Source organism: Streptomyces sp. NPDC003691 (genome assembly GCF_053981115.1).
In genome coordinates, this window is record NZ_JBSFNQ010000044.1 from 20,713 (window position 1) to 43,603 (window position 22,891).

Consider the following 22,891-nt stretch of genomic DNA (forward strand, 5'->3'; position numbering starts at 1 on the left):
CGAGGGGGACACCCCGCCCGGTCCGGGCCCGGTGCCGGGGGTTGCTCGGGCAGTTCCGCCCCCGGAGCCCCATAGGGGCGTCTTGTATGACGGGGCTGTGTGGGGGCGGCGAGCGCCCGGCAGGGAGCTGTTGTGTCCCGGCGATCCGCCGCCGTCGGCCGGTCGCGCAGTTCCCCGCGCCCCTGATTGAGCCCCCTGCGCCTGGCGGCGCGGGGACCCCGCTGTCACTCGGGGCGGGGAGCCCCGTCAGGGGCGCGGGGAACTGCGCGAGCAACCCCTGACGGCGGTCGGGCGGCACGGATACCGTCCGTGGCCGGGCGCTCGCCGCCCCGGTGTGCTTGCTCGGGGCGGGGAGCCCCGTCAGGGGCGCGGGGAACTGCGCGAGCAACTCCCGACGGCGGTCAGGCGGCAGACATCCGGTCCCTGCCGGGCGCTCGCCGCCCCCATGAGGCACCCCGCAGGGGCAAAGGCCCCGGCCCACGCAAGCCGCCCGCAGGGCCCGGCGTGGCCCGGCCGCAAGGGCCATGGCCTCGCGAGCCGCCCGGAGGGATAGGGTCACGGGCCTGGACCCGCGAGAACACCGCACCCGCCCGGAGGGCATATGCGTCGGCGACTGATCAATTCGACCCTGGCCGTCGTCCTCGTCGTCATCGCCGTCTTCGGCATCTCCCTCGTCCTCGTCGAGACCCGCACCATCACCTCCACCGCCGAACAGTCCGTCGAGGCCGAAGCCGTCCAGCTCGCCAGCTTCCTGGACACCCGGATCGTCGAGAAGCAGGAGATCACCCCCGAGATCGTCGAGGAGCAGAGCCGTATCGAGCGGTACGCGGTGATCGACCTGACCGACGCGGAACCCTTCGCGGTGGGCAAGAAGCCGTCCGGCCGGGTGATCCGCGCCGAGGTGCAGGGCGAGCACGGCCAGATCGTCACGGTCGAGGAGCCCTTCTCCACGGTCTACGAGGAGGTCGCCCGCACCATGCTGATCATCGGCGGGGTCGCGCTGCTCGCGGTGGTCGCCGCCGTGGTGCTCGCCGTACGCCAGGCCGACCGGCTCGCCTCCCCGCTGACGGATCTCGCGGAGACCGCCGAACGGCTCGGCTCGGGCGACCCCCGCCCCCGCCACCGCCGCTACGGCGTGCCCGAGCTGGACCGGGTCGCCGATGTGCTGGACTCCAGCGCCGAACGGATCGCGCGGATGCTGACCGCGGAGCGCCGGCTGGCCGCGGACGCCTCCCATCAGCTCCGTACCCCGCTGACCGCGCTGTCAATGCGGCTGGAGGAGATCTCCGCGACCGACGACCCGGAGACCGTGAAGGAGGAGGCGAGCATCGCGCTGACGCAGGTCGAGCGGCTGACGGATGTGGTGGAGCGGCTGCTGACGAACGCCCGCGACCCGCGGGAGGGCTCCGCGCTCGCCTTCGACCTCGACGAGGTCGTGAAGCAGCAGATCGAGGAGTGGCGCCCCGCCTACCGCAGCGCGGGCCGCGCGGTGGTCCGGTCCGGCCGGCAGGGGATGCGGGCGGTCGGCACCCCGGGCGCGGTCGCCCAGGTACTGGCGGCGCTGATCGAGAACTCGCTGATGCACGGTGGCGGCACGGTCGCGATCCGTACCCGGGTGGTCGGCAACCAGGCCGTGATCGAAGTGACCGACGAGGGCCCGGGGGTGCCCGCGGACCTGGGCGCGCGGATCTTCGAGCGGACGATCAGCGGCCGCAACTCGACGGGTATCGGCCTGGCCGTGGCACGGGACCTGGCGGAGGCGGACGGTGGCCGGCTGGAGCTGCTCCAGCAGCATCCCGCGGTCTTCGCGCTCTTCCTGAGCCGGGTCGCCCGCAAGCAGGAGGACGAACCGCCCACGGTCCGCTGACCACCCGGCGCCCCCGGTCTTGAGCGCCTCCCGGCGCGGCCCCGCGGCCCCGCGGCTCGCGGAGGCTTCCTGCTTCTCCGGCCCGCGGCAGCGGGTCAGCGCCGGGCCGGGGCGCCTGACCGCAGGCCCGGAGGCGTCGGCAGCACGGTCTCGACATCCTCGGCGGCACCTGCGGCACCTGCGGCACCCGCGGCACCCGCGGCACCCGCGGCACCCGCCCCCTCCGGACCGGCCGCCGAAGGCCCGCTCTCCGGCCCGCTGTCCGGCCCGTCCTCCGGCTGGTGCCGGAAGACCCACGTCCGGTACGACCAGAAGCGGAACATCGTCGCGACCCCGATGCCGAAGAACTTGAAGAAGTTGCTCTGGAGCGGGCTGTCCCAGTCGAAGCCGTACGTCGCGGTGTAGAGGATCCCGTTCTCGATCACCAGACCGATCACACTGAAGAGCAGGAAGAGCGAGAGCTCCCGGGTGCGCCCGGTCTTGTCGCGGTCCCGGTACGTGAAGTAGCGGAAGCCCACGTAGTTGAAGGCGATGGCGACCACCGTGGCGATGATCGACGCCCGGACCACCGGGATCTCGGTGGTCTGCCGGACGAGATTGAAGACCGCGAGGTTGACCAGGACCCCGGCGCCCCCGACCGCCCCGAACTTGGCGACCTCGCGCGCCAGTTGGTGCAGCTGTCCACGCAACGCTCCGCCGCGTTCACCCATAGTGAGAGCTCAGTCCCGTCTCGTTGACAGCGTCATTTCAATCATGCTAACCAGCGGTCGTTCCGCCCGCCCGGGGACATCGCCGACGACCGGCCCGACCCATGGGCAAGAAGATACAGAAGAGGTCGCTGAGTGGTGGAAAGATGCCGCATAACGATCGTGAGTGATCAAAGCGGACGTCACCCTCTGTACGCCCCGTCGCACCGCCTCCGGCCACCGATACCCTGTGAGGGTGACGTTCCCGGTAGTCGGCATGGTCGGCGGCGGTCAGCTCGCCCGTATGACCCACGAGGCGGGCATCCCCCTCGGTATCCGTTTCAAGCTGCTCAGTGACACTCCGCAGGATTCCGCGGCCCAGGTGGTGAGCGATGTCGTCATCGGCGACTATCGCGACCTCGCCACCCTCCGCGCGTTCGCCCGCGGCTGCGATGTGATCACCTTCGATCACGAGCATGTCCCGATCGAGCATCTGCGCGCCCTGGAGGCGGACGGCATTCCCGTCCGCCCCGGACCCGACGCGCTCGTCCACGCCCAGGACAAGGGCGTGATGCGCGCCCGGCTGAACGAACTGGGCGTGCCCTGTCCCCGTAACCGCATCGTCGCGGACCCCGCCGACGTGACCGCCTTCGCGGCCGAGGGCGACGGCTACCCCGTCATCCTCAAGACCGTCCGCGGCGGCTACGACGGCAAGGGTGTCTGGGTGGTCCGTACGGAGGCGGAGGCGGCCGCGCCGTTCGCCGCCGGGGTCCCCGTACTCGCGGAGGAGAAGGTCGACTTCGTCCGGGAGCTGGCGGCCAATGTGGTGCGCTCCCCGCACGGCCAGGCCGTCGCCTACCCCGTCGTGGAGTCCACCCAGGTGGACGGCGTCTGCGACACGGTCGTCGCCCCCGCTCCCGGTCTCGGCGAGACCCTCGCGGGGGAGGCCCAGCGGCTCGCCCTGCGGATCGCGGCCGAACTGGGCGTCGTGGGCCATCTCGCGGTCGAGCTGTTCGAGACCGCCGACGGCCGGGTCCTCGTCAACGAGCTGGCCATGCGGCCCCACAACTCCGGCCACTGGACCCAGGACGGCGCGGTCACCTCCCAGTTCGCCAACCATGTCCGGGCCGTGCTCGACCTGCCGCTGGGCGACCCCCGCCCCCGCGCGCGGTGGACCGTGATGTGCAATGTGCTGGGCGGCGACTACCCGGACATGTACCAGGCGTATCTGCACTGCATGGCCCGGGATCCGCAGCTCAAGATCCATATGTACGGCAAGGACGTCAAACCCGGCCGGAAGGTGGGGCACGTCAACACCTACGGTGACGACCTCGCGGACGTCCGCGAGCGCGCCCGCCACGCGGCCGACTACCTCAGAGGAACGATCACCGAATGAGCAGCACCACCCCGCTGGTTGGCATCGTCATGGGCTCCGACTCCGACTGGCCCGTGATGGAGTCCGCGGCCCAGGCCCTGGCCGAGTTCGAGGTGCCGTTCGAGGTCGACGTGGTCTCCGCGCACCGGATGCCGCACGAGATGGTCGCGTACGGCGAGAACGCCGACACCCGCGGCCTCAAGGTGATCATCGCGGGGGCCGGCGGCGCCGCCCATCTGCCCGGCATGCTCGCCTCCGTCACCCCGCTGCCGGTCATCGGCGTCCCGGTGCCGCTGAAGTACCTCGACGGGATGGACTCCCTGCTCTCCATCGTCCAGATGCCCGCCGGCGTCCCGGTCGCGACCGTCTCGGTGGCCGGCGCCCGCAACGCCGGACTGCTCGCCGCCCGGATCCTCGGCATCCAGGACCCGGAGCTGCTCGGCCGGATGCGCGACTTCCAGACCGAGCTGAACCACCAGGCCACCGAGAAGGGCAAGCGGCTGCGCGCAAAGGTCGAGGGCAGCGGCTCCTTCGGCTTCGGCAAGTAGTCCCGCGGGGAAGTGACCGGCCATGGAACCTGATTCCCCCACCGCCGCACTGCCGGACCGGGCGCGGGCCCTCCTCGCCGCCCATCCCGTCGTCGACGGCCACAACGACCTGCCCTGGGCGCTGCGCGAGCAGGTCCGCTACGACCTCGACCGGCTCGGCATCGACACCGACCGCACCGGTCTGCTGCACACCGACATCCCCCGGCTGCGGGCCGGCGGGGTCGGCGCCCAGTTCTGGTCCGTCTATGTCCCCTCGTCGCTGACCGGCGACGACGCGGTCAGCGCCACCCTGGAGCAGATCGACTCGGTACGGCAGCTGCTGGACTGCTACCCCGCGGACCTGGCGCCCGCGGGCACCGCGGACGAGATCGAGAAGGCCCGGGCCGAGGGCCGGATCGCCTCCCTCATGGGAGCCGAGGGCGGCCACTCCGTCAACAACTCCCTCGCCACCCTGCGCGCGTTCCACACCCTCGGCGTGCGCTATATGACCCTCACCCACAACGACAACAACGACTGGGCGGACTCGGCGACCGACGAACCCGTCCACGGCGGGCTCACCGCCTTCGGGCGCGAGGTCGTCCGGGAGATGAACCGCTGCGGGATGCTGGTCGACCTCTCCCATGTCGCCCCGGCGACCATGCGGGCGGCGCTGGACGTCTCCACCGCGCCCGTGGTGTTCTCGCACTCCTCCGCGCGGGCGGTCTGCGACCATCCGCGCAACGTCCCCGACGACGTGCTGGAGCGGCTTCCCGCCAACGGGGGAGTGGCGATGGTGACCTTCGTCCCCAAGTTCGTCCTCCAGGCGGCCGTCGACTGGACCGCCGCGGCCGACGAGAACCTCCGCGCCCACGGCCTGCACCATCTCGACACCACCCCGGCGGCCATGAAGCTGCATGCGGCCTTCGAGGAGGCCCACCCCCGGCCGGTCGCCACGGCCGCCACCGTCGCCGACCACCTCGACCATATGCGGGAGACGGCGGGCGTCGACCACATCGGCATCGGCGGCGACTACGACGGCACCGCCTTCACCCCGGCCGGTCTCGACGATGTCTCCGGCTATCCGAACCTGATCGCCGAACTGCTCCGCCGCAACTGGTCCGAGCCCGAGATCGCCAAGCTGACCTGGGGCAACGCGGTCCGGGTACTCCGGGACGCGGAGGCGGTGGCCCGGGAGGAGCGCACCCGGCGCGGCCCGTCGAACGCGACGATCACCGCACTGGACGGCAAGAGCTGACGGCTCCGTCCGCGGAGGTACGGAAGAGGGCGTGCGGTCCGACGGCCGCGCGCCCTCCGGCGTCCCCGGCGGCTCTCAGAAGCCGAGGCAGAAGGCGTGCCCGGCCGGATCGGCGTACACCCGCCAGCGGTTCTCCGGGCGGGCCTCCAGCAGGGTCGCGCCGAGGGCCAGGACGGTCTTCTCCGCCGCCTCGGGATCGTCGACATGGAGGTCGAGATGCGTCTGCGCGGGCGCACCGGGCCAGGACGGGGGTACGTAGTCGGGCACCGTCTGGAAGCCCAGTGACGGGCCCGCTCCGGCGGGCCGCAGCACCGCCCACTCGGCGTCCTCCACCTTCAGCTCACCGCCGAGAACGGCCTGGTAGAAGCGGCCGAGGGCGGCCGGGTCGGAACAGTCGACGGTGATCATATGGACGGTGGCGATACTCATGACTCTCCTCCGGCGGAGCCCGGTGCGTTACTGCTTGACCGAGCCTGAGGGTAACGGTTACCTCATAGTCCCCCTCTGGAGGTAACGTCGCAACCATGAACGAGAGGGAACCCGCGCCCGGCGGCCTCGCGCTGATCGAAGCGCTGGTCAACACCGTCGATTTCGAAGCCGGGACGGACGCCCTGGACACCCCGGAAGGGCGCGCCCGCTTCGAGCTGGCCCCCGGGGACGTTCCCGCCGCCCGCGCCCTGCGCGAGGCACTCCGCTCCGCCCTGACGGCCCATGCGGGCCGCACCGTCCCCGGCGACCCGTCCCCATCGGAACTGGGCGTGTTGCTCGCCGCCGCGCCGCTCGCGGTCACGGTCACCGGCGACGGCGCCGCGGCGCTGGCACCCGTACCGGCTCCGGCCCCCGCCCTGACGCGCAGGGTGGCTCTGGCGATCGCCGATTCCCTGATCGCCGGCGTCTGGCAGCGGCTGAAGTGCTGCGAGTCCGCGACCTGCCGCTGGGCCTACTACGACCGCAGTCCCGCGGCCCGCGGCCGCTGGTGTTCGATGTCGGTCTGCGGCGCCCGCGCGAAGATGCGCGCGTACCGCGCCAGGGCCGCGGCCCGGCCGGGAGCCTGACGCCGGGACCGCCCGGGCGCACGGCGGGCGCGGTGGCGCCCGGGCCCGGAAGACTCGTGCCCCGGAGGGCCCGCGGTCAAGCGGTCGGGCGGCCCATCGCCCGGTAGGTCCAGCCCGCCTCGCGCCAGGCCGGTCCGTCCAGCGCGTTCCGGCCGTCGAGGACGATCCGCCCGGCGACCACCGCGCCCAGCGCCGCCGGGTCCAGCTCCCGGAACTCGGCCCACTCCGTCAGGTGGAGCACCACGTCCGCGCCGCGGGCCGCGTCCTCCGCGGAGTCCGCGTAACCCAGGGTCGGGAAGAGCTGCCGGGCGTTGGCCATGCCCTTGGGGTCGTAGACCGTGACCTGGCCGCCCTGGAGGTGGATCTGGCCGGCGACGTTCAGCGCGGGGGAGTCCCGGACGTCGTCCGAGTCGGGCTTGAAGGTGGCGCCGAGGACCGCGACCCGCTTGCCGAGGAAGGAGCCGCCGACCGCCTCCCGGGCCAGCTCCACCATATGGGTGCGCCGGCGCATATTGACGGAGTCCACCTCGCGCAGGAACGTCAGCGCCTGGTCGGCCCCCAGCTCGCCCGCGCGGGCCATGAAGGCGCGGATGTCCTTGGGCAGGCAGCCGCCGCCGAAGCCGATCCCGGCCCGCAGGAACTTCTTCCCGATCCGGTCGTCGTGCCCGATCGCCTCGGCGAGCTTCACGACATCGCCGCCCGCGGCCTCGCAGACCTCGGCCATCGCGTTGATGAAGGAGATCTTCGTGGCCAGGAAGGAGTTCGCCGCGGTCTTCACCAGCTCCGCGGTCGGGAAGTCGGTGACCACGAAGGGCGAGCCCTGCGACACCGGGGTCGCGTACACCTCCCGCAGCAGCTTCTCGGCCCGCTCGCTCTCGACGCCCACCACGATCCGGTCGGGGTGGAGGGTGTCCTCGACGGCAAAGCCCTCCCGCAGGAACTCCGGGTTCCAGGCCAGCTCCACATCCCCGGGCGCCAGCTCGCGCAGCAGCCCCGCGAGCCGGGCGGCGCTGCCGACCGGCACGGTCGACTTGCCGACGACCAGTGCCGTACGGGTCAGATGCGGGGCGAGCGAGGAGAACGCGGCGTCCACGAAGCTCATGTCGCAGGCGTACTCGCCGTGCTTCTGCGGAGTGTTCACACAGACGAAGTGGACATCGCCGAAGTCCGCCACCTCCTCCCAGGAGGTGGTGAAGCGCAGCCGTCCGCTGGAGCCCTCGATACCCGCGACATGCCGGGCCAGCAGCTCCTCCAGGCCCGGCTCGTACATCGGCACCCGGCCGCCGGCCAGCATCTCGATCTTCTCGGGCACCACATCGAGCCCCAGGACCTCGAACCCCAGCTCGGCCATGGCCGCCGCGTGGGTGGCCCCGAGATAGCCGGTGCCGATCACAGTGATCTTGAGGGCCATGCGTACTCCACGTACTCCAGTTACCTACCCGGCTTACCTACCCGGCGGGACCGACCGAGCATAACCGCGCGGTCCCGGCCACCGGTTCCCCACCTGTCGCGCAGGTCACCTATGCCGGAACCGGTGGCAGAACTACCATGAGTTACTTAACGGTAGTGAACGTCCATGGGGAGTGAGAGAACGTGGCCGGATCGGCTGATTTCGACCTGTACCGCCCGTCCGAGGAGCACGACATGCTCCGTGACGCCGTGCGTTCTCTCGCCGAGGCGAAGATCGCCCCGTTCGCCGCCGACGTCGACGAGCAGGCCCGGTTCCCGCAGGAGGCCCTGGACGCGCTGGTCGCCAACGAGCTGCACGCCGTCCATGTCCCCGAGAGCTACGGCGGCGCCGGTGCCGACGCCCTCGCCACGGTGATCGTGATCGAGGAGGTGGCGCGGGTCTGCGTCTCCTCCTCCCTCATCCCGGCCGTCAACAAGCTGGGCTCCCTCCCGGTGATCCTCTCCGGCTCGGAGAAGCTGAAGGCGAAGTACCTCGGGCCGCTGGCCAAGGGCGACGCGATGTTCTCGTACTGCCTGTCCGAGCCCGACGCGGGCTCCGACGCGGCCGGGATGAAGACCCGCGCGGTCCGCGACGGCGACCACTGGGTCCTCGACGGGGTCAAGCGGTGGATCACCAACGCGGGCGTCTCCGAGTACTACACGGTCATGGCCGTCACCGACCCCGAGAAGCGCTCCAAGGGCATCTCCGCCTTCGTCGTCGAGAAGTCCGACGAGGGCGTCTCCTTCGGCGCCCCCGAGAAGAAGCTCGGCATCAAGGGCTCCCCGACCCGCGAGGTCTATCTGGACAACGTCCGGATCCCCGCCGACCGCATGATCGGCGCGGAGGGCACCGGCTTCGCCACCGCCATGAAGACCCTCGACCACACCCGGATCACCATCGCCGCCCAGGCCCTCGGCGTGGCCCAGGGCGCCCTGGACTACGCCAAGGGGTACGTCAGGGAGCGCAAGCAGTTCGGCAAGCCGATCGGCGACTTCCAGGGCGTCCAGTTCATGCTCGCCGATATGGCGATGAAGCTGGAGGCGGCCCGCCAGCTGACGTACTCCGCGGCGGCCCGGTCGGAGCGCGTCTCCACCGGGGGCGAGAAGGAGCACCTGACCTTCTTCGGCGCGGCGGCCAAGTGCTTCGCCTCCGATGTCGCGATGGAGGTCACCACGGACGCGGTCCAGCTCCTCGGCGGCTACGGCTACACCCGCGACTACCCGCTGGAGCGGATGATGCGCGACGCCAAGATCACCCAAATTTATGAAGGTACGAATCAGGTCCAGCGGATCGTCATGGCCCGCAACCTCCCGTAGCGGGCCCCGGCCTCGGTCGCGGCCCCGGTCCTGGCCCCGGTCGCGGAAGCGGTCACGGATACTGGTCCGGACCGCTTTCCCGACCCGCTTGGACCAGGCGTGACCCTCAGCTCCACGGACGTGCCCCGCGCCCGGCCGCCGCAGCCCTCCGCGGGCCGCGCCGCGGCCGGGGCGGCCCGGCTGCGCCACGCCGCCCCCGCCCTCGCGGCCTACGCCGCCGTCAAGGCCCTCGGCCTCGCCGTCCTGTTCCTCTGGGCCCACCTCGCCGACCGCAGCGCCCACCGGCTGCTCGCCGGGCGGTGGGACTCCCTCTGGTACGTACGGGTCGTCGAACACGGCTACGACTTCACCCTCACCGCCCCCGACGGCCGGGTCCTCTCCGACATGGCCTTCTTCCCGCTGCTGCCGTGGCTGGAGGAGGGACTGTCCACCATCACCCCGCTCGGCCCCGCCGACGCCGGGCTGGCCGTCAGCGCCGTCGCCTCACTGGCGGCCGCCTGGGGCATCTTCCAGCTCGTCGACCTCCTCCACGGGCGCCGGGCCGGAGTGCTGGCGGCAGTGCTGTGGGGCGCGCTGCCGGTCGGCATCGTCCAGTCGATGGCGTACAGCGAATCGCTGTTCACGGCACTGGCCGCCTGGTCGCTGTACGCGGTGGTCCGGGGCCACTGGCTGACTGCCGGGCTGCTGGCCTCGCTCGCCGGGCTGACCCGGCCGGTCGGGCTCGCGGTCGCCGCCGCCGTCTGGGCGGGCGCCTACGCGGCCCACCGGGGCATCACCGCCCGCCGCACGGGCGTCCGGCCGGCCGCGCTTACGGCCGCCCGCGGCGGCCCGGATCCCGCGGTCACCGCACCGGCCGCCGCGCAGGCCCGCACGACCCCGTGCCCGGACAGTGGCACGGACACCACCGGGCAGGCCGGCGGGGCCACGGGCCCGCGGTGGCGGATGCTCGTGGGCGTCCTGCTCGCCCCCCTCGGCGCGGCCGGCTATGTCCTCTGGGTCGGGATCCGCGAGGGCAGCCCCCTCTTCGGCTATCTCGATGTCCAGGGCGCCTGGGGGAACGGTTTCGACGGCGGACTGGCCTTCGCCCGTTTCATCGGCGGCCTGATCGCCGACACCCCGCCCGCGGGCCTCGCCCTGGCGCTCGGAGTGATCGCCCTGCTCTGGCTCTGGACACGCGGCGTCCGGCAGGGGCAGCCGCTGCCCCTGCTGGTCTACAGCGGCATCGTGATGGTGCTCGCCCTCTGCTCCTCGGGATACTTCGGCTCCAAGCCGCGGCTGCTGCTGCCCGCGTTCCCGCTGCTGATCCCGGCGGCCGTTGCGCTGGCGCGGGCGAAGCCGCCGGTGGTGCGGGCGGTGACCGTCCTGCTGTCGGTGACGGCCGCCGTCTACGGAGCGTTCTGGCTCCACGGCTCGGGCCCGCCGTAGCCCGCGCCGCGGCCCGCGCCGCGGCCCGCGCCGCGGTCTGCCCAGGGGATGCCGTGCCTGCCCCGGGACGGTCACGGGTGCTCCGGGCCCGGGCAACCGCACCCACCCCGGCCGGACGGGCGTGGCCCTGGCCCGGTCCAGGCCCGGGCAACCGCACCCACCCCGGAGGGTGCCGTGCCTGCCCCGGGACCGTCGCGGGTGCTCCCGGCAGGGCACCCGCACCCACCCCGGCCGGACGGGCGTGGCCCTGGCCCGCCGGGGGGCGGAGCCGGGCGGGCAACCGTCCCCACCCGGCCCCCCGGCCCCGGACAGAGGGAAGCGGGAAGGCGGGGAGAGAACCCGGTTCTCTCCCCGCCGCCGCTGCCCGTTTCCCCGGCGGAAGGCCGCCGGTACCGTCACTTCGGCTGGACGGTGATCTTCTTGTTGTTCCTGATCTCCTCGACCAGCTGCTTGACCTTCGCCTTGTCCCAGGTGAGGTTGCCGCCCCGGCTGCCCGAGATCGGGATGTTCATCGAGGTGCCGTCACCGCCGGTGACGCCCTTCATGGCGAAGAACATCTGGCTCAGATCCCAGAGGGACATGTCCTTGTCCACGACGACCGTGTCCAGTCCCGCGCCCATGGTCGGGTAGAGCTTGAACGGGTTCAGGATGGTGCCCGGGGTCGCCGTCTGGTTCGCCAGCGCCGCCAGGAACTTCTGCTGGTTCTTCGTCCGGTCCAGGTCCGAACCGGCGAAGGCGTACCGGGTCCGGACGAAGGCGAGCGCCTGCTCCCCGTCGAGGGTCTGCTTGCCCGCCTGGAAGTCGGCGCCCGACTTCTTGTCCTTGAACCCCTTGGGGATGTCCATCTCGACGCCGCCGATGGCGTCCACGACATTGGCGAAGCCCGCGAAACCGATTTCCGCGTAGTGGTCGATCCGCAGCCCGGTGTTGTGCTCGACGGTCCGCACCAGCAGCTCGGGGCCGTCCATGGCGTACGCGGCGTTCAGCTTGGTCCGCTGCCCCTTGGCCGGGAAGAGCTTCCCGGACTCCGAGCCCTTGAAGGAGGGGATCTCCACATCCGAGTCGCGGGGCAGCGACACCATCACCGGCCCCTTGGAGCAGTCGGCGAGGATCATCATCGAGTCGGTGCGCTTGCCCGCCGCCGAACCCGTCTTCAGCTTCTTCTTCTCCTCCGAGGTCATGCCCTCGCGGCTGTCGGAGCCGACGATGAGATACGTCGTGCAGTCTCCCTCGCCGGGGCGCTCGATGACCTTGGAGAGGTCGACCTCGCGCTTGACCTTGCCGTCGGCCCAGAAGTACGTGCCTATGGAGACCACCAGCAGCGTGCCCACCAGCACCAGCGAGCCGATCTTTATCCGGCGGCGCCAGTTCGGCGGCTGCCGGTACGGGCCGGAACCGGGCGGTGCGGAGCCGGGCGGTCCGCCGGGCGGCCCGCCCGGCTGCCCCTGGCCGCCGTGGCCGTAACCCTGGCCCTGGCCGTAGGGGTCCTGGCCATGACCCTGGCCGCCGTACGGACCCTGGCCCTGCTGCCCCTCGCCCGGTCCGGCATGGCCCTGGGCACCGCCCTGCTGCGGCAGCCTGCCGCGCCCGGAGGGGTTCCCGTAGACCTGGCCCGTGTTGTACCCGCTGTCGTACGGGGCCTGCTGCCGGTCGTCGTACCCCGGCGACTGCTGCGGCGGCACCGGCCGCTGCACATGGCGCATCACACGGGCGCCCTCGGGCTCCTCGCCCCGGCTGCCGCGTCCGTACCCATCGGGCCAATCGTTCATGTGATCAGTGTGCCGGGTCACATCGGGGGTCCGACAGTGCGGGTGCGGTTTCGGGTCGGCCCCGTAGCAGAGCTGTGGCATTCGTCGCCGGTTGTCCGAAGAGCACCCCGTACGGGCCGTCCGGACCCCGTGGGCGGGGCGTACCCGGGATGTACGCGGGACGTCTGCGGACATCTGTGGACAGGTGTACGGGCGCTGCCCGCTTAGGGTGGAAGACATGACAGACCAGGCCCAGTACCCGGAGACCGCCCCGGCAGCGCGGACCGCGCCCGGGGCGGACGCGGCGGCGCCGGAGATCCCGGCCAAGCCGACCTCCGCCTCCCGCACCACCCTCAGCACCATCATGACCGGCAACGACACCAATCTCCTCGGCACCGTCCACGGCGGGGTGATCATGAAGCTGGTCGACGACGCGGCGGGTGCGGTGGCCGGCCGGCACTCGGGCGGGCCCGCGGTGACCGCGTCCATGGACGAGATGGTCTTCCTGGAGCCGGTCAGGGTGGGGGACCTCGTTTATGTGAAGGCCCAGGTGAACTGGACCGGGCGGTCCTCCATGGAGGTCGGCGTCCGGGTGCTCGCCGAGCGCTGGAACGAGTCGACGCCCGCCCAGCAGGTCGGCTCCGCCTACCTCGTCTTCGCCGCCGTCGACGGGGAGGGCAAGCCGCGGCCCGTACCGCAGGTGGTCCCCGAGACCGAGCGGGACAAGCGGCGCTACCAGGAGGCCCAGATCCGCCGCACCCACCGGCTGGCCCGGCGCCGGGCGATCAGGGAACTGCGGGAGCAGCGCGCCGCGGACGGTATGGAGGACTGAGCGCCCCCGCGGGCGGCCCCGCCCCCGGAGCCGTACCTCCCGGCCGGAACCCGGCTCCGGTTCGGGCCGCCTCCGGAATCCGGCTCCGGTCCGTACCGCCCGGCCGGGACCCGGCTCCGGTTCGGGCCGCCTCCGGGACCCGCCCCCGGAGCCGTACCGCCGCCCGCCTCACCGCGCGGACCGCAGGTCAGGGGCAGACCACCTCGTCGCCCCGTACCGCCCCGAACTCCCCGAGGTTCGTGCTCTCCGCCCGGACCGGGAGCACCCCCGACCAGTCCTTGCCCGCCGTCACCCGCAGGGTCCGCCCGAGGCCCTTCACCGGCCGGGTCTCGCACCCCTTCAACGCGGTGGCCAGCGCCTTCGCCGAACGGTCCCAGCGGGGGTCGTACGAGACGAAGGTACGGGCCGCCTCCGCGCCCGTGGCATTGCGCGGCGCCCGGGTGGTGTCAAAGCCCGTGCCGCGCAGCGCGGCGTCCACCCGGCGGCCCAGACCGTCCGTATGCGTGCCGTTGTAGACCTGCACCCGGATCTGCTGCGGCGACACCTCGACGAGCCGCTTCCGGCCCCCGTCCCGCGCGCCCGCCAGCGGCTGGTCCTCCCGGATCAGCCGGAACAGCCGGGCCGCCTTCCGCCGGTCCCAGGTCACTGCCGACCCCACGCCCGGCACCTGCCCCATGGACGCGATGGGTACGGAGGTGAACTCCGACGAAGCCGCCGAGAAGCCCCGCATGGCCCGGCCCAGGGCCAGCAGCTCGTCCGTACCGAAGTTGCGGTCCGCCCGTACCGAGCCGAGCATCGTGGACGCCACCTGCCGGAACCGCACCGGGTTCAGCATGATCCCGCCCCCGCCGACCTCTTTGATCAGCGCGGCCACAAACCGCTGCTGCCGCCGCATCCGGCCCAGGTCGCCGACTCCGTCGACATGGCGGGAGCGGACGTACTGGAGCGCCTGGCCGCCGTTGAGCCGGTGGTTCCCGGCGGGCAGGTCGAGACCGGTGTACTTGTCCTTCATGGGGCTCGCCGTGCAGATGTCCACCCCGCCGACGGCGTCGACCGTCTTCATAAAGCTGGTGAAGTCGACCTCCAGATAGTGGTCGATCTTCACCCGGGTCAGCTGCTCCACGGCGCGCACCGTGAGCGCCGGCCCGCCCTCCGCGTAGGCGGCGTTCAGCTTCACCGGGTGCGCCCGGTGGGTCCGGCCGCTGGTCCGGTCGGTGTGCGCGGGGAGCCGGGCCACGCTGTCCCGCGGCAGGCTCACCACACTGGCCCGGTCCCGGTTCCGCGAGATGTGCACCAGCATGATCGTGTCGGTGCAGTGGCAGGGCGCCCCGCCCAGCCGGTACTTCTCCTTCTCCGCCGCGGTGATCCGGGAGCGGCCGTCGGTGCCGACGACCAGCAGATTGGTGCCGTGCCCGCGCTCCGGGCGGTTCTTCATATCGCGGAACGGATCCACCCGGGCGATCCCGGTGTCGATGCCCGTCATCAGAGCGTGCCCGATCGCCCCGGCACCCAGCACCAGCACCGACAGTGCCGTCGCGGCCCGCAGCGCCCAGCGCGGGCGCCGCCGGAGCGGCGCCGGGGGTCTGCCTCCGGTCCTGACCCGTGGCCCGGCGGGACGCGGCGGGCGGGGACGGGGGGAACGGGGCGGCACGGTCACGAGGGGGACACCTCCGCGGGCGTCGGTGGCGGACGGCCACGCCCGGTCCGGGCGGCTGTCCGGCGCGCGCCCGGACGGGGGAGGCCCGGACGGCGGCACCGGTACGTACGACCGGACCAATAGCGTGAACGTATGGTTACTCGCGGTGACTATAGAGGGTGCGGGGCCTCCGGCTCGGCGAGCTGCGGGCGGAACGTTTCCCGGACGGGTGCGGACGGGCGGGTTCGGGTCGGGCCGGATCCGGCCGGATGCGGCTGACAGGGCGAATCCAGCACACCGTAGGCCGATACGATCTGCGGCCGGTCGCACCGGACGGCCGCCGCGCGTCCGTATCCCCCGTTCGCGGTAACGCGGCGGACGGCAGGCGCCACCACCCCCGTCTCCGTACCCCCGCTGCCCGGGGCGAGGCCGGCGCCGCCGTCGGGGCCTCGTCTCACCCGATCGTGGTACGCGCCGACGGGCCCGGGACGCTCTCCGCGGACTGCACCGCCACGGCGGTACGGCTCCTGGAGGAGGCCGGCGCCCGGCCGGCCGGGAGACCGGCGGCACGTCCGCGGGCCCCGCGGCTCCGGGCCCGCGCCCCGGAGCCGCCGTCCGGGCCCCGGCTACCGGCCCGCCCGTAGCCACCGGAGCCGCCGTCCTAACCCCCGGCTACCGGCCCGGAGCCGCCGGAGCCGCCGTCCCGGCTACCAGCCGTAGCCCGCCTGCACCGGCATGCACGCCTTGTCGTCGTCGCCCGCCAGCGCGTTCGCCGAGGTCGGCAGCTTGTTGCTCTTCGGCTTGGGCTTGGGGAAGGCATCCCCCTGGCGCCAGTCAGCGCCGACGGTGAGGGTGATCCCGGCCGGTGCGTCCGGCGCCTTCTTCACCGCCGTCAGCGGGATCCCCAGCGCCTTGGCGACCGCCTGGGCATCGCCTTCCAGATCATCGGTGGTGTAGCGGATCACCGTGGTCACCTGCGGGTTCCGCACGGTGGTCGCGGACGCCCGGGTGAAGCCCTTCGAGCCCAGTGCCGTCGCGACCTCCGCGGCCCGGCCGCGGGCCGGGGAGAGTCCGCCCCCGTCGGTGCCGTTCTGCACCCGGACCCGGATCTCACCGGGCGCCGCCGCCGGGTCCCGGGACTCCGGAGTGGCCGCCGGCTTCGGCTTCGCGGGCTTGGCCGCCGTGCCCTTGCCGTCCAGCGGAACGTCCTCCCGGATCATCCGGAAGACCTCCTCCGCCTCGCCCGCCTTGGGCTCGACCTTCCCCTCGAGCCGGGTGGAGTAGACGTTCGGCATCGTGGTGGTGGTGATCCGGCTCGCCGGGACCTTCTTCAGGTCGTTCCCGATGTCCAGCAGCTTCTTCACCGAGTTGATGGTGTCGCTGACGGTCAGCGAGTCGATCGCTGCCTCGGCCAGCTTCCGCAGCTTGTTCGGGTCGGTGAGCTTGGTGTTCTTCCGCAGCTCCCGCACCATCGAGGTCATGTACATCTGCTGGGCCCGGGCCCGGTAGAGGTCGGTGCCGTCGCCGAAGCCGTAACGGGTCCGCAGCCATTTGAGCGCGTCCTCGCCCTTGATGGACGTGGTGCCCTTCTCCAGCTTCAGCCCGGAGCCCTTCCCGTCGCGGGTACGGGAGTGGATGCGCTGCTCGACACAGACCGGGACGCCGCCGATGGCATCGGCCATGGAGACCACGCCCGCGAAGTCGATCATCATAAAGTGGTCGATGGGTATCCCGGTGAGGTTGTACCAGGTGGCCACCGTGCACCCCGGACCGCCGCGCCCCAGAGACTCGTTGGTCTGCGCGAACTTCGAGGCCGGGTAAGTCTTGTTGTTCTTCTTGTCCCGGCACTCCGGGATCTCCAGCATGGTGTCCCGCGGCATGCTGAGCACGGATATGTTGGAGCGGTCGGCGGATATGTGGATCAGCATCTGCACATCGGCGAGAGGCTTGGCCCCGAAGGTGTCCCGGCCGCCGCCGAGCTTCTGGTTCGCCTTGTTGTCCCGGGCGTCGGAGCCGATGAGCAGGATGTTGAGCGGCGTCTGGCCCGCGGAGTTGGGCTTGTGGTCCGCCATGTCCTTGCTGCCGAGGTTCAGGTCCTCTTTTTTGAGCTTGCTGTTGAGGTGCTCGTAGTAGAGGTAGCCTCCGCCCGCGGTGCCGAGGATCAGAAAGGAGAGGACACCCGCGGACCAGACGAGGATCCGCTTGCGGCGTTTGCTGCGGGCGGCGCGACCTGCCCGCCGGCCCTCTCCGCCGCCCCGGCCGCCGTCGCCGGCGCCGCGCCGGTGGGAACGCCCACCGCCGCCCGGCCCGTCTCCGCCACCGCTGCCACCGCTGCCACCGCTGCCACCGCCGTGCGATCCGCGGCCGCCGCTCCCGTAGCCTCCGCCGCCCCCCGACGGCACGGCCGCGGCCGGTCCTCCGTACGGTCCCCCGCCATGGCCCTCCGAGCCACCGCGGGGACCCGGGTCCCAGCCTGTTTCCCCGGGGTGGCGGACTCCGTTCTCCCGGGTCCCCCTTCCCCGTGCGTGATTCTGTTCCACCCCTGAGTCCCCTGTGTCATGTGTGCCGAGGGGCCCGGGAGGCGGCGTACGCCCGAATCCGGGTTACTTGGCACACAGTTGCTTGTCTGCTTCGACCTTCTGGATGCCCTTGGGTGCCTTGGCCTTCTCCGGGGCGACCGGGATCCCGGCGCCCTGGAAGTCGGCGCCGAGGGTGAGCACCATCGGCTCGCGCCCCTCGGAGTCCGCCGCCTGCTGCTTGAGCGCCGTGGCGGGCAGGCCCATCAGGTCCGCGAGCGTGCGCGCCTGACCGGCCTGGTTCGGGCCGTACTCCAGGGTCGTTGCGGCGATCTTCTGCGGGGCGTTCGCCTCATTGCTGGACTTGGACACTCCCTCGCCCTGAAGCCAGGTGAGGGTGGCGCCCGCGGCCCCCTGAGTGGCGCTCCCGTTGTAGATCGCAACCCGTACGTCGGACTTCGGCGCCCGGGGGCCGTCGAGCGGTCCCGGGGCCTTCTTTGCGGCTTGCGCCTTCTCCTTCTTCTGCACCTCGGTCAGTGACACATCGTTTTTGATCATCGCGAACAGCGGCCTGGCCTTGCTCTCCTGGAGCAGGACCGACGAGCGGTCCTCGTTGTCGACGACCGGGACCGTGGTGAAGGTGATGTTCTTCGGATCGACCTTCGCCAGCTCCATACCGAGGCTCTGGAGCTTCTTGATACTCCCTATCCCGGTGTCGACGGTCAGTGCCTTGGTGGCCGCGTTCGCCAGGTCCCACATCTTCGTGGGGCTGGTGAGCGTCTGGCCGGACTTCATCTTGCGGATCATCGAGCTGAGGAACTGCTGCTGGATCTCGATCCTGCTGAGGTCGCTGCCGAACCCCACGGACTTGCGGGTCCGCACGAACGCCAGGGCCTCCTCACCCTTGACGACGTGTTTTCCCTCCGAGAGGTTCAGTTTGGAGTCCTTGTCGTTGATGGGCTTGGCGAGACAGACCTCGACCCCGCCCACCGCCGTCGACAACTCCTTCACCGCATTGAAGTCGGCCATCATGAAGTGGTCGACCTCTATACCGGTCAGCTCCTTGACCGTGCGCATGGTGCAGCCCGGGTCCCGGCCCGAGACGCCCAGGCTCTCGTTGAACCGGGTGTTCGACTTGCCCGGGATGGTGGTGACACCGTCCCCCGACTTGATCTCGCACTCCGGGATGTCCGTGATCAGGTCACGGGGGATGGAGAGCGCGGTCGCGTTGGACCGGTCCTTGGAGACATGGAAGAGGATCGTGGTGTCGGCGTGCCCCTGGCTCTTGCGGTCGCCGTAGGCGGTATTGCCCTTGCCGGTCCGCTTGTCGGTGCCGATGACCAGGATGTTGACGGCCTGGTCCTTCTTGAAGCCCTTGGAGCCACCGACGATGTCGACGGTCTGGATATTGCCGTCGAGCTGCTGGTAGAGCACATATCCGGTGATCGCGCCCGCGGTGAGCAGCAGCGCGAGGGTGCCGCCGGTCCACATCAGGACCTTCTTCTTGCGGGTCGCGCCCTGCTTCCGCTTGCGGCGGCCGGTGCCGGGCGGCGGCGGAGTGCCGCCGGAGCCGTCGCGGGAGCGGCGGCGCTGGCCGGGTACGGGGGCCTGGCCGGGCACCCCGGTGGGCTCCGGACCGGCACCGGTCCGGGTACCCCCGCCGGTGCCCGTACCGCTGGTGGTGCTGCCGGGGCGGTAGCCGCCGGGCACACCGTCCTCCGCGGAGGACCGGGGGCCGGGAGTTCTCGGGCGCTCCGGAGCTGCGGACGGAGACGACTGCGCTGGGGATTGGTCCAGTCGCAGTTCGTAACTGCCGGTCTGCGGGTTGAATACCCACTGGTCGGCGGGGTCGACGTTCTCGGCCCGCCCGCGGCTCTGCGCATCCACGGTTTTCTGAATCCTCCGTCGGTGCCACGCGAAGCGCCTCCCCCGAAGGCGCCTGGTGTCTCGAATCCTCTAGTGCGCGACGCGAGTCCGAGCACCGGATCGCGTCACACTATCCGCCCAGGTCAGTGAGGAGCGACGCCGGTGACGCATGCCACGCCGCTTACAAGGGGCAATCTGCCCAATCCGTCTGGCCGGGGACCTTGCTTGGACATCGCTTTACTCACAACACACCAATCAGTCACATACGCCCACCGCCGCATTGGTGCCCGCGAAGCTGGGGCTGTTGGACGGGGAGGCCGAAGAACCCGGGGCCCCCGGGGTGTCCGCCGAATCTCCGGGCGGCTTTCCGGCGCCGCCGGGCGGAGTGCTCGCCCCGGCGCCGGGACCCTGCTCCGTACCGGACGTAACAGGCGTACCGGACTTGCCGGATGTGCCGGGCTTTCCGGACGGCGAGCCGTTCTTCCGGTCCGCCTCGGCCGCGGCCCTCGCGCCGGGCGTCAGGATGGTGATGGGAAGGTCCTCGCGCAACTGCTTGAACAGCACGGACGCCTGGGGCTGTACCAGTTCGTCACGGTTGCGGTTGTTCGCCCAGGGGCGCCGCGGGACGGTGAGGAACTGGACGTTCTCGGTCGGCACGTTCCGCAGGGAGCGGGTCAGGTCGTACAGGTCCTTCAGCGAGTCCAGGCCGGGGTCGGTGGTCAGCGACTTGGTGGCCGCGTCCAGCACCGGATAGAGCTTCGCCGGGTTGAGCAGCACCCCGTCGCTCTGCACCTTCTGCACCAGGGACCCGAGGAACTGCTGCTGGCGGTCCATCCGCTCGGTGTCGCTGCCGTTCCCGATGGACTTCCGGGCCCGTACGTAGCCGAGGGCCTCCTCGCCGTCGAGCGTCTGCCGGCCCTCCGGAAGGTTCAGATGTGCGTCCGGGTCGTCGACCGGCTCCTTCAGGCAGACCTCGACACCGTCCACCGCGTCCACCATCTTGGTGAAGCCGCTGAAGTCGACCACGATGTGGTGGTCGATCCGGACGCCCGTCATCAGCTCGACCGTACGGATGGTGCAGGCCGCGCCGCCGGTCTCGAAGGCGGAGTTGAACTGGCCGAGGTGCTCCTCGGTCCTGCTGCCGTCCGGCCGCCGGCAGGACGGGATCGTCGCCATCAGGTCGCGCGGTATCGACACCGACGTCGAACTCTGCCGGTCCGCGGCGATATGCAGCAGGATCACGGTGTCCGCGCGCTGGCTGCCGCCGTCGTCCCGCCCGTACTTGCTGTTCCCCTCGCCCCGGCGGGAGTCGGATCCCATCAGCAGGACGTTCTTGGCGTCCAGCGAGACCTGGACCGGCCGCTCCTTCTCGAAGGTCTCCAGTTCGACGGCGGTCGCCGTGTCCGTGGTGATGTTGCCGTCGAGCTTGCGGTAGAACCACCAGGCCGTGGCCGAACCGCCGAGCAGCGCGACGGAGACGCCCAGCGCGGTCCACCGCAGCCAGCGGCGCTTGCGCCGGGGGGCCGGCGGGGCGTCCGCCGCCGGGCCCGGGGGTACCGCGGAGTCCCCGTCGGGGGCCGCGTGCGGGATCCGCTCGGCGACCGTGGAGTCCCCGGTGTTCCCGCTGTCCGGGGTGGACCCGCCGGGGGTCGCGGGCGCCGGGTCCGGGGCTCCGGGCCGCGCCGCCGGGTCCGCCGGGGCCTTGGCGTCCGGGCCGGCCGTATCCGGGGCCGTGGCGTCCGGGGTCGGGCCGTCCCGGTCCGGGTCCGTGGCAGTCACGTCCGGGTCCGGTCCGCCGGTGCCCTCCGGTTCCACGGGCGGCGGTACGCGGTGCTCCGCACCGGCCCCGGCCCGCTCCCCGGCCGCGTCGTCGCCGCCGTCGCCGTCCGGGCCGTCCGAGCCCGCCGGTGTGCCGGCACTCTCCGTCACTTCTGCGTCCATCCTCACGGCGTCGGCGGTGCGCTGGACCGCCGATCGCAGGGCTAGACGGCTGAACCTGGCGCTTGGTTGTGCGGGAAATCCCGGATATCGCCGATCATCCAACGGAGTTGGGGCCCGGGCCCGGGGGCTCGGCTCCCGTGTGCGCCATGTGGGGGTATACGCCCGGTTTCCCTATGAGTCGTCCCCCGGACACCCGGCAACATCCGCCGTTCAACGGGACGGGAGGTATGAGAGATGCTCTCGCCCCCGGGCGGCCCGGCGACGGCCCGGGCAGCCCGCTTCCCGCTCCGGCGCACTCCGCCCCGCCCGCCGTCCGCTCCGGCGCGCACTCGCCCACTCGCGGCAGCCCCGGGCGGGACCCGGCGCGGGGGGCGGATGCGGGGCGGGCGCGGCGGGCACGCCCCGTAAGCGATCCGTGGTCGCCGGATCCGGGCCGCCGGTTCCCCGCGTTCACCGGGCGGCGGATCCGGCGCCCGGAGCGACGACGGGAGCGACGACAGGAACGACGACAGGAACGACGACAGGCCGGGGCCGCGGCGCCGCCCCGGGCGGGAACCGAACGCCGGGCGGCTCCGGGCGGGGATCGGTGCACCGGGCGGCTCCGGGCGGGGACCGCTGCACCGGGCCGCTACGCGCCGGGTACGCCGACCGTCCCGGTCACCCGCTCGCTCTCGATGCGCCGCCGGAGGTCCTCCCCGGACAGCCGGTCCGCATGGCGGCAGAGCACCACCGATCCGCCCGCCGCCAGCGGCGCGTACAGGCCGGCCGACAGTCCCTCCCAGGTCCCGTACTCACCGGCCGCCAGCAGCCGGGACCCGGCCGCGAGGCCCAGGCGCTCCGCATCGGCCCGGGCCCGCCCGACCAGTTCGGCGGCGGTCAGCTCCACCCCGCCGACGGCCAGCGCGGGGGCGTCCGGATCGACCGGTACGAAGGGGGCGAAGCGGTCGCCCTGGCCCGGTACCTCCACCGCGTAGTCCGCGAAGCCCTCCGGGGCCTGCGGGAAGCGGCCGCCGAGCGGCCGCAGTGCCAGTGCCACCCGCTCACCGGTGCAGGCCCGGGCCTCCTCCAGCGTGTCGGGGCCGCTGACCACCACATCCGCGTCCGCGGGGTCCCCGCCGATCTCCACGGTCACTCCCACCGACGCGCCGGCCAGCAGCCAGACGGCGCTCTGCCAGTGCGCCGGAAGCAGCAGCGCGAGCCGGTCGCCGGGTCCGGCGGAGAGATCGCCCTGGAGCAGATTCGCCGTCTTGGCCACCCAATTGGCGAAGGTGGCGACGGACAATTCCACCCGTTCACCGGTGGCGTCGTCGTAGAAAGTGATCAAGGGGCGGCCCGGGTCCGCGGCGAGCGCGGATCGCAGCAGGTCGGCGGGGGTGCGGTCGCTGGCGTTCATCCC

At 72.2% G+C, this 22,891-nt stretch carries 17 protein-coding genes; 8 read left to right on the plus strand and 9 right to left on the minus strand.

Annotated elements, in window-relative coordinates:
- The first annotated feature begins 601 nt into the window (after window positions 1-601).
- On the plus strand, window positions 602-1,867 hold the full coding sequence (locus tag ACWDR0_RS20925) for an ATP-binding protein (protein ID WP_456353215.1): 1,266 nt from the start codon (window positions 602-604) through the stop codon (window positions 1,865-1,867).
- 95 nt (window positions 1,868-1,962) lie between these two features.
- Here the strand turns inward: ACWDR0_RS20925 and ACWDR0_RS20930 are convergent, their stop codons facing one another.
- Entirely contained in the window at window positions 1,963-2,577 is a 615-nt protein-coding gene (locus ACWDR0_RS20930; protein ID WP_456353216.1) for a GtrA family protein, read from the minus strand.
- Between the two features lie 232 nt (window positions 2,578-2,809).
- On the opposite strand from ACWDR0_RS20930, the gene ACWDR0_RS20935 reads away from it, so the two are divergent.
- Genes ACWDR0_RS20935 through ACWDR0_RS20945 form a run of 3 tightly spaced genes read left to right on the plus strand, consistent with a single transcriptional unit; the run spans window position 2,810 to window position 5,710 of the window.
- Window positions 2,810-3,949 (plus strand): 5-(carboxyamino)imidazole ribonucleotide synthase, encoded by a 1,140-nt coding sequence (locus ACWDR0_RS20935; protein ID WP_456353217.1) that lies wholly within the window; start codon window positions 2,810-2,812, stop codon window positions 3,947-3,949.
- Entirely contained in the window at window positions 3,946-4,476 is a 531-nt protein-coding gene (purE, locus tag ACWDR0_RS20940) for a 5-(carboxyamino)imidazole ribonucleotide mutase (RefSeq protein ID WP_456353218.1), read from the plus strand. Before ACWDR0_RS20935 ends, purE begins: the two co-directional genes overlap by 4 nt.
- 22 nt (window positions 4,477-4,498) lie before the next feature.
- Window positions 4,499-5,710, plus strand: a complete 1,212-nt coding sequence (locus tag ACWDR0_RS20945; RefSeq protein ID WP_456353219.1) for a dipeptidase — start codon at window positions 4,499-4,501, stop codon at window positions 5,708-5,710.
- Between the two features lie 75 nt (window positions 5,711-5,785).
- Here ACWDR0_RS20945 and ACWDR0_RS20950 read toward each other — a convergent pair whose 3' ends face one another.
- The gene (locus ACWDR0_RS20950) at window positions 5,786-6,139 is read right to left on the minus strand and encodes a VOC family protein (RefSeq protein WP_456353220.1); all 354 of its coding nucleotides are present in this window, start codon (window positions 6,137-6,139) and stop codon (window positions 5,786-5,788) included.
- A 95-nt stretch (window positions 6,140-6,234) separates the two neighbouring features.
- Here ACWDR0_RS20950 and ACWDR0_RS20955 point away from each other — a divergent pair, with 95 nt between their 5' ends.
- Window positions 6,235-6,765: a CGNR zinc finger domain-containing protein gene (locus ACWDR0_RS20955; RefSeq protein WP_456353221.1), complete on the plus strand. Its 531-nt coding sequence runs from the start codon at window positions 6,235-6,237 to the stop codon at window positions 6,763-6,765.
- A gap of 76 nt (window positions 6,766-6,841) precedes the next feature.
- Here the strand turns inward: ACWDR0_RS20955 and ACWDR0_RS20960 are convergent, their stop codons facing one another.
- Window positions 6,842-8,176, minus strand: a complete 1,335-nt coding sequence (locus tag ACWDR0_RS20960) for a UDP-glucose dehydrogenase family protein (RefSeq protein WP_456353222.1) — start codon at window positions 8,174-8,176, stop codon at window positions 6,842-6,844.
- Window positions 8,177-8,358: 182 nt separating this feature from the next.
- Between ACWDR0_RS20960 and ACWDR0_RS20965 the strand changes: the two genes are divergently transcribed.
- Both ACWDR0_RS20965 and ACWDR0_RS20970 read left to right on the plus strand, forming a co-directional pair.
- On the plus strand, window positions 8,359-9,531 hold the full coding sequence (locus ACWDR0_RS20965) for an acyl-CoA dehydrogenase family protein (RefSeq protein ID WP_456353223.1): 1,173 nt from the start codon (window positions 8,359-8,361) through the stop codon (window positions 9,529-9,531).
- Between the two features lie 99 nt (window positions 9,532-9,630).
- A complete protein-coding gene (locus ACWDR0_RS20970) occupies window positions 9,631-10,956 on the plus strand; it encodes a mannosyltransferase family protein (protein ID WP_456353224.1) in 1,326 nt (441 codons plus the stop codon).
- Window positions 10,957-11,351: 395 nt separating this feature from the next.
- Here ACWDR0_RS20970 and ACWDR0_RS20975 read toward each other — a convergent pair whose 3' ends face one another.
- Window positions 11,352-12,725: an LCP family protein gene (locus ACWDR0_RS20975; RefSeq protein ID WP_456353225.1), complete on the minus strand. Its 1,374-nt coding sequence runs from the start codon at window positions 12,723-12,725 to the stop codon at window positions 11,352-11,354.
- Window positions 12,726-12,942: 217 nt separating this feature from the next.
- Between ACWDR0_RS20975 and ACWDR0_RS20980 the strand changes: the two genes are divergently transcribed.
- Window positions 12,943-13,536 (plus strand): acyl-CoA thioesterase, encoded by a 594-nt coding sequence (locus tag ACWDR0_RS20980; protein WP_456353226.1) that lies wholly within the window; start codon window positions 12,943-12,945, stop codon window positions 13,534-13,536.
- A 187-nt stretch (window positions 13,537-13,723) separates the two neighbouring features.
- Here ACWDR0_RS20980 and ACWDR0_RS20985 read toward each other — a convergent pair whose 3' ends face one another.
- The 5 genes from ACWDR0_RS20985 to ACWDR0_RS21005 form a co-directional block, all read right to left on the minus strand.
- Complete coding sequence (locus ACWDR0_RS20985; protein WP_456353227.1) at window positions 13,724-15,193, minus strand: LCP family protein; 1,470 nt, start codon at window positions 15,191-15,193, stop codon at window positions 13,724-13,726.
- Between the two features lie 686 nt (window positions 15,194-15,879).
- A complete protein-coding gene (locus ACWDR0_RS20990; RefSeq protein WP_456353228.1) occupies window positions 15,880-17,574 on the minus strand; it encodes an LCP family protein in 1,695 nt (564 codons plus the stop codon).
- 201 nt (window positions 17,575-17,775) lie between these two features.
- A complete protein-coding gene (locus tag ACWDR0_RS20995) occupies window positions 17,776-19,575 on the minus strand; it encodes an LCP family protein (RefSeq protein ID WP_456353229.1) in 1,800 nt (599 codons plus the stop codon).
- Window positions 19,576-19,809: 234 nt separating this feature from the next.
- Window positions 19,810-21,483: an LCP family protein gene (locus tag ACWDR0_RS21000; RefSeq protein WP_456353230.1), complete on the minus strand. Its 1,674-nt coding sequence runs from the start codon at window positions 21,481-21,483 to the stop codon at window positions 19,810-19,812.
- A 640-nt stretch (window positions 21,484-22,123) separates the two neighbouring features.
- Window positions 22,124-22,888, minus strand: a complete 765-nt coding sequence (locus ACWDR0_RS21005; protein ID WP_456353231.1) for a TIGR03089 family protein — start codon at window positions 22,886-22,888, stop codon at window positions 22,124-22,126.
- Between the last annotated feature and the right edge of the window lie 3 nt (window positions 22,889-22,891).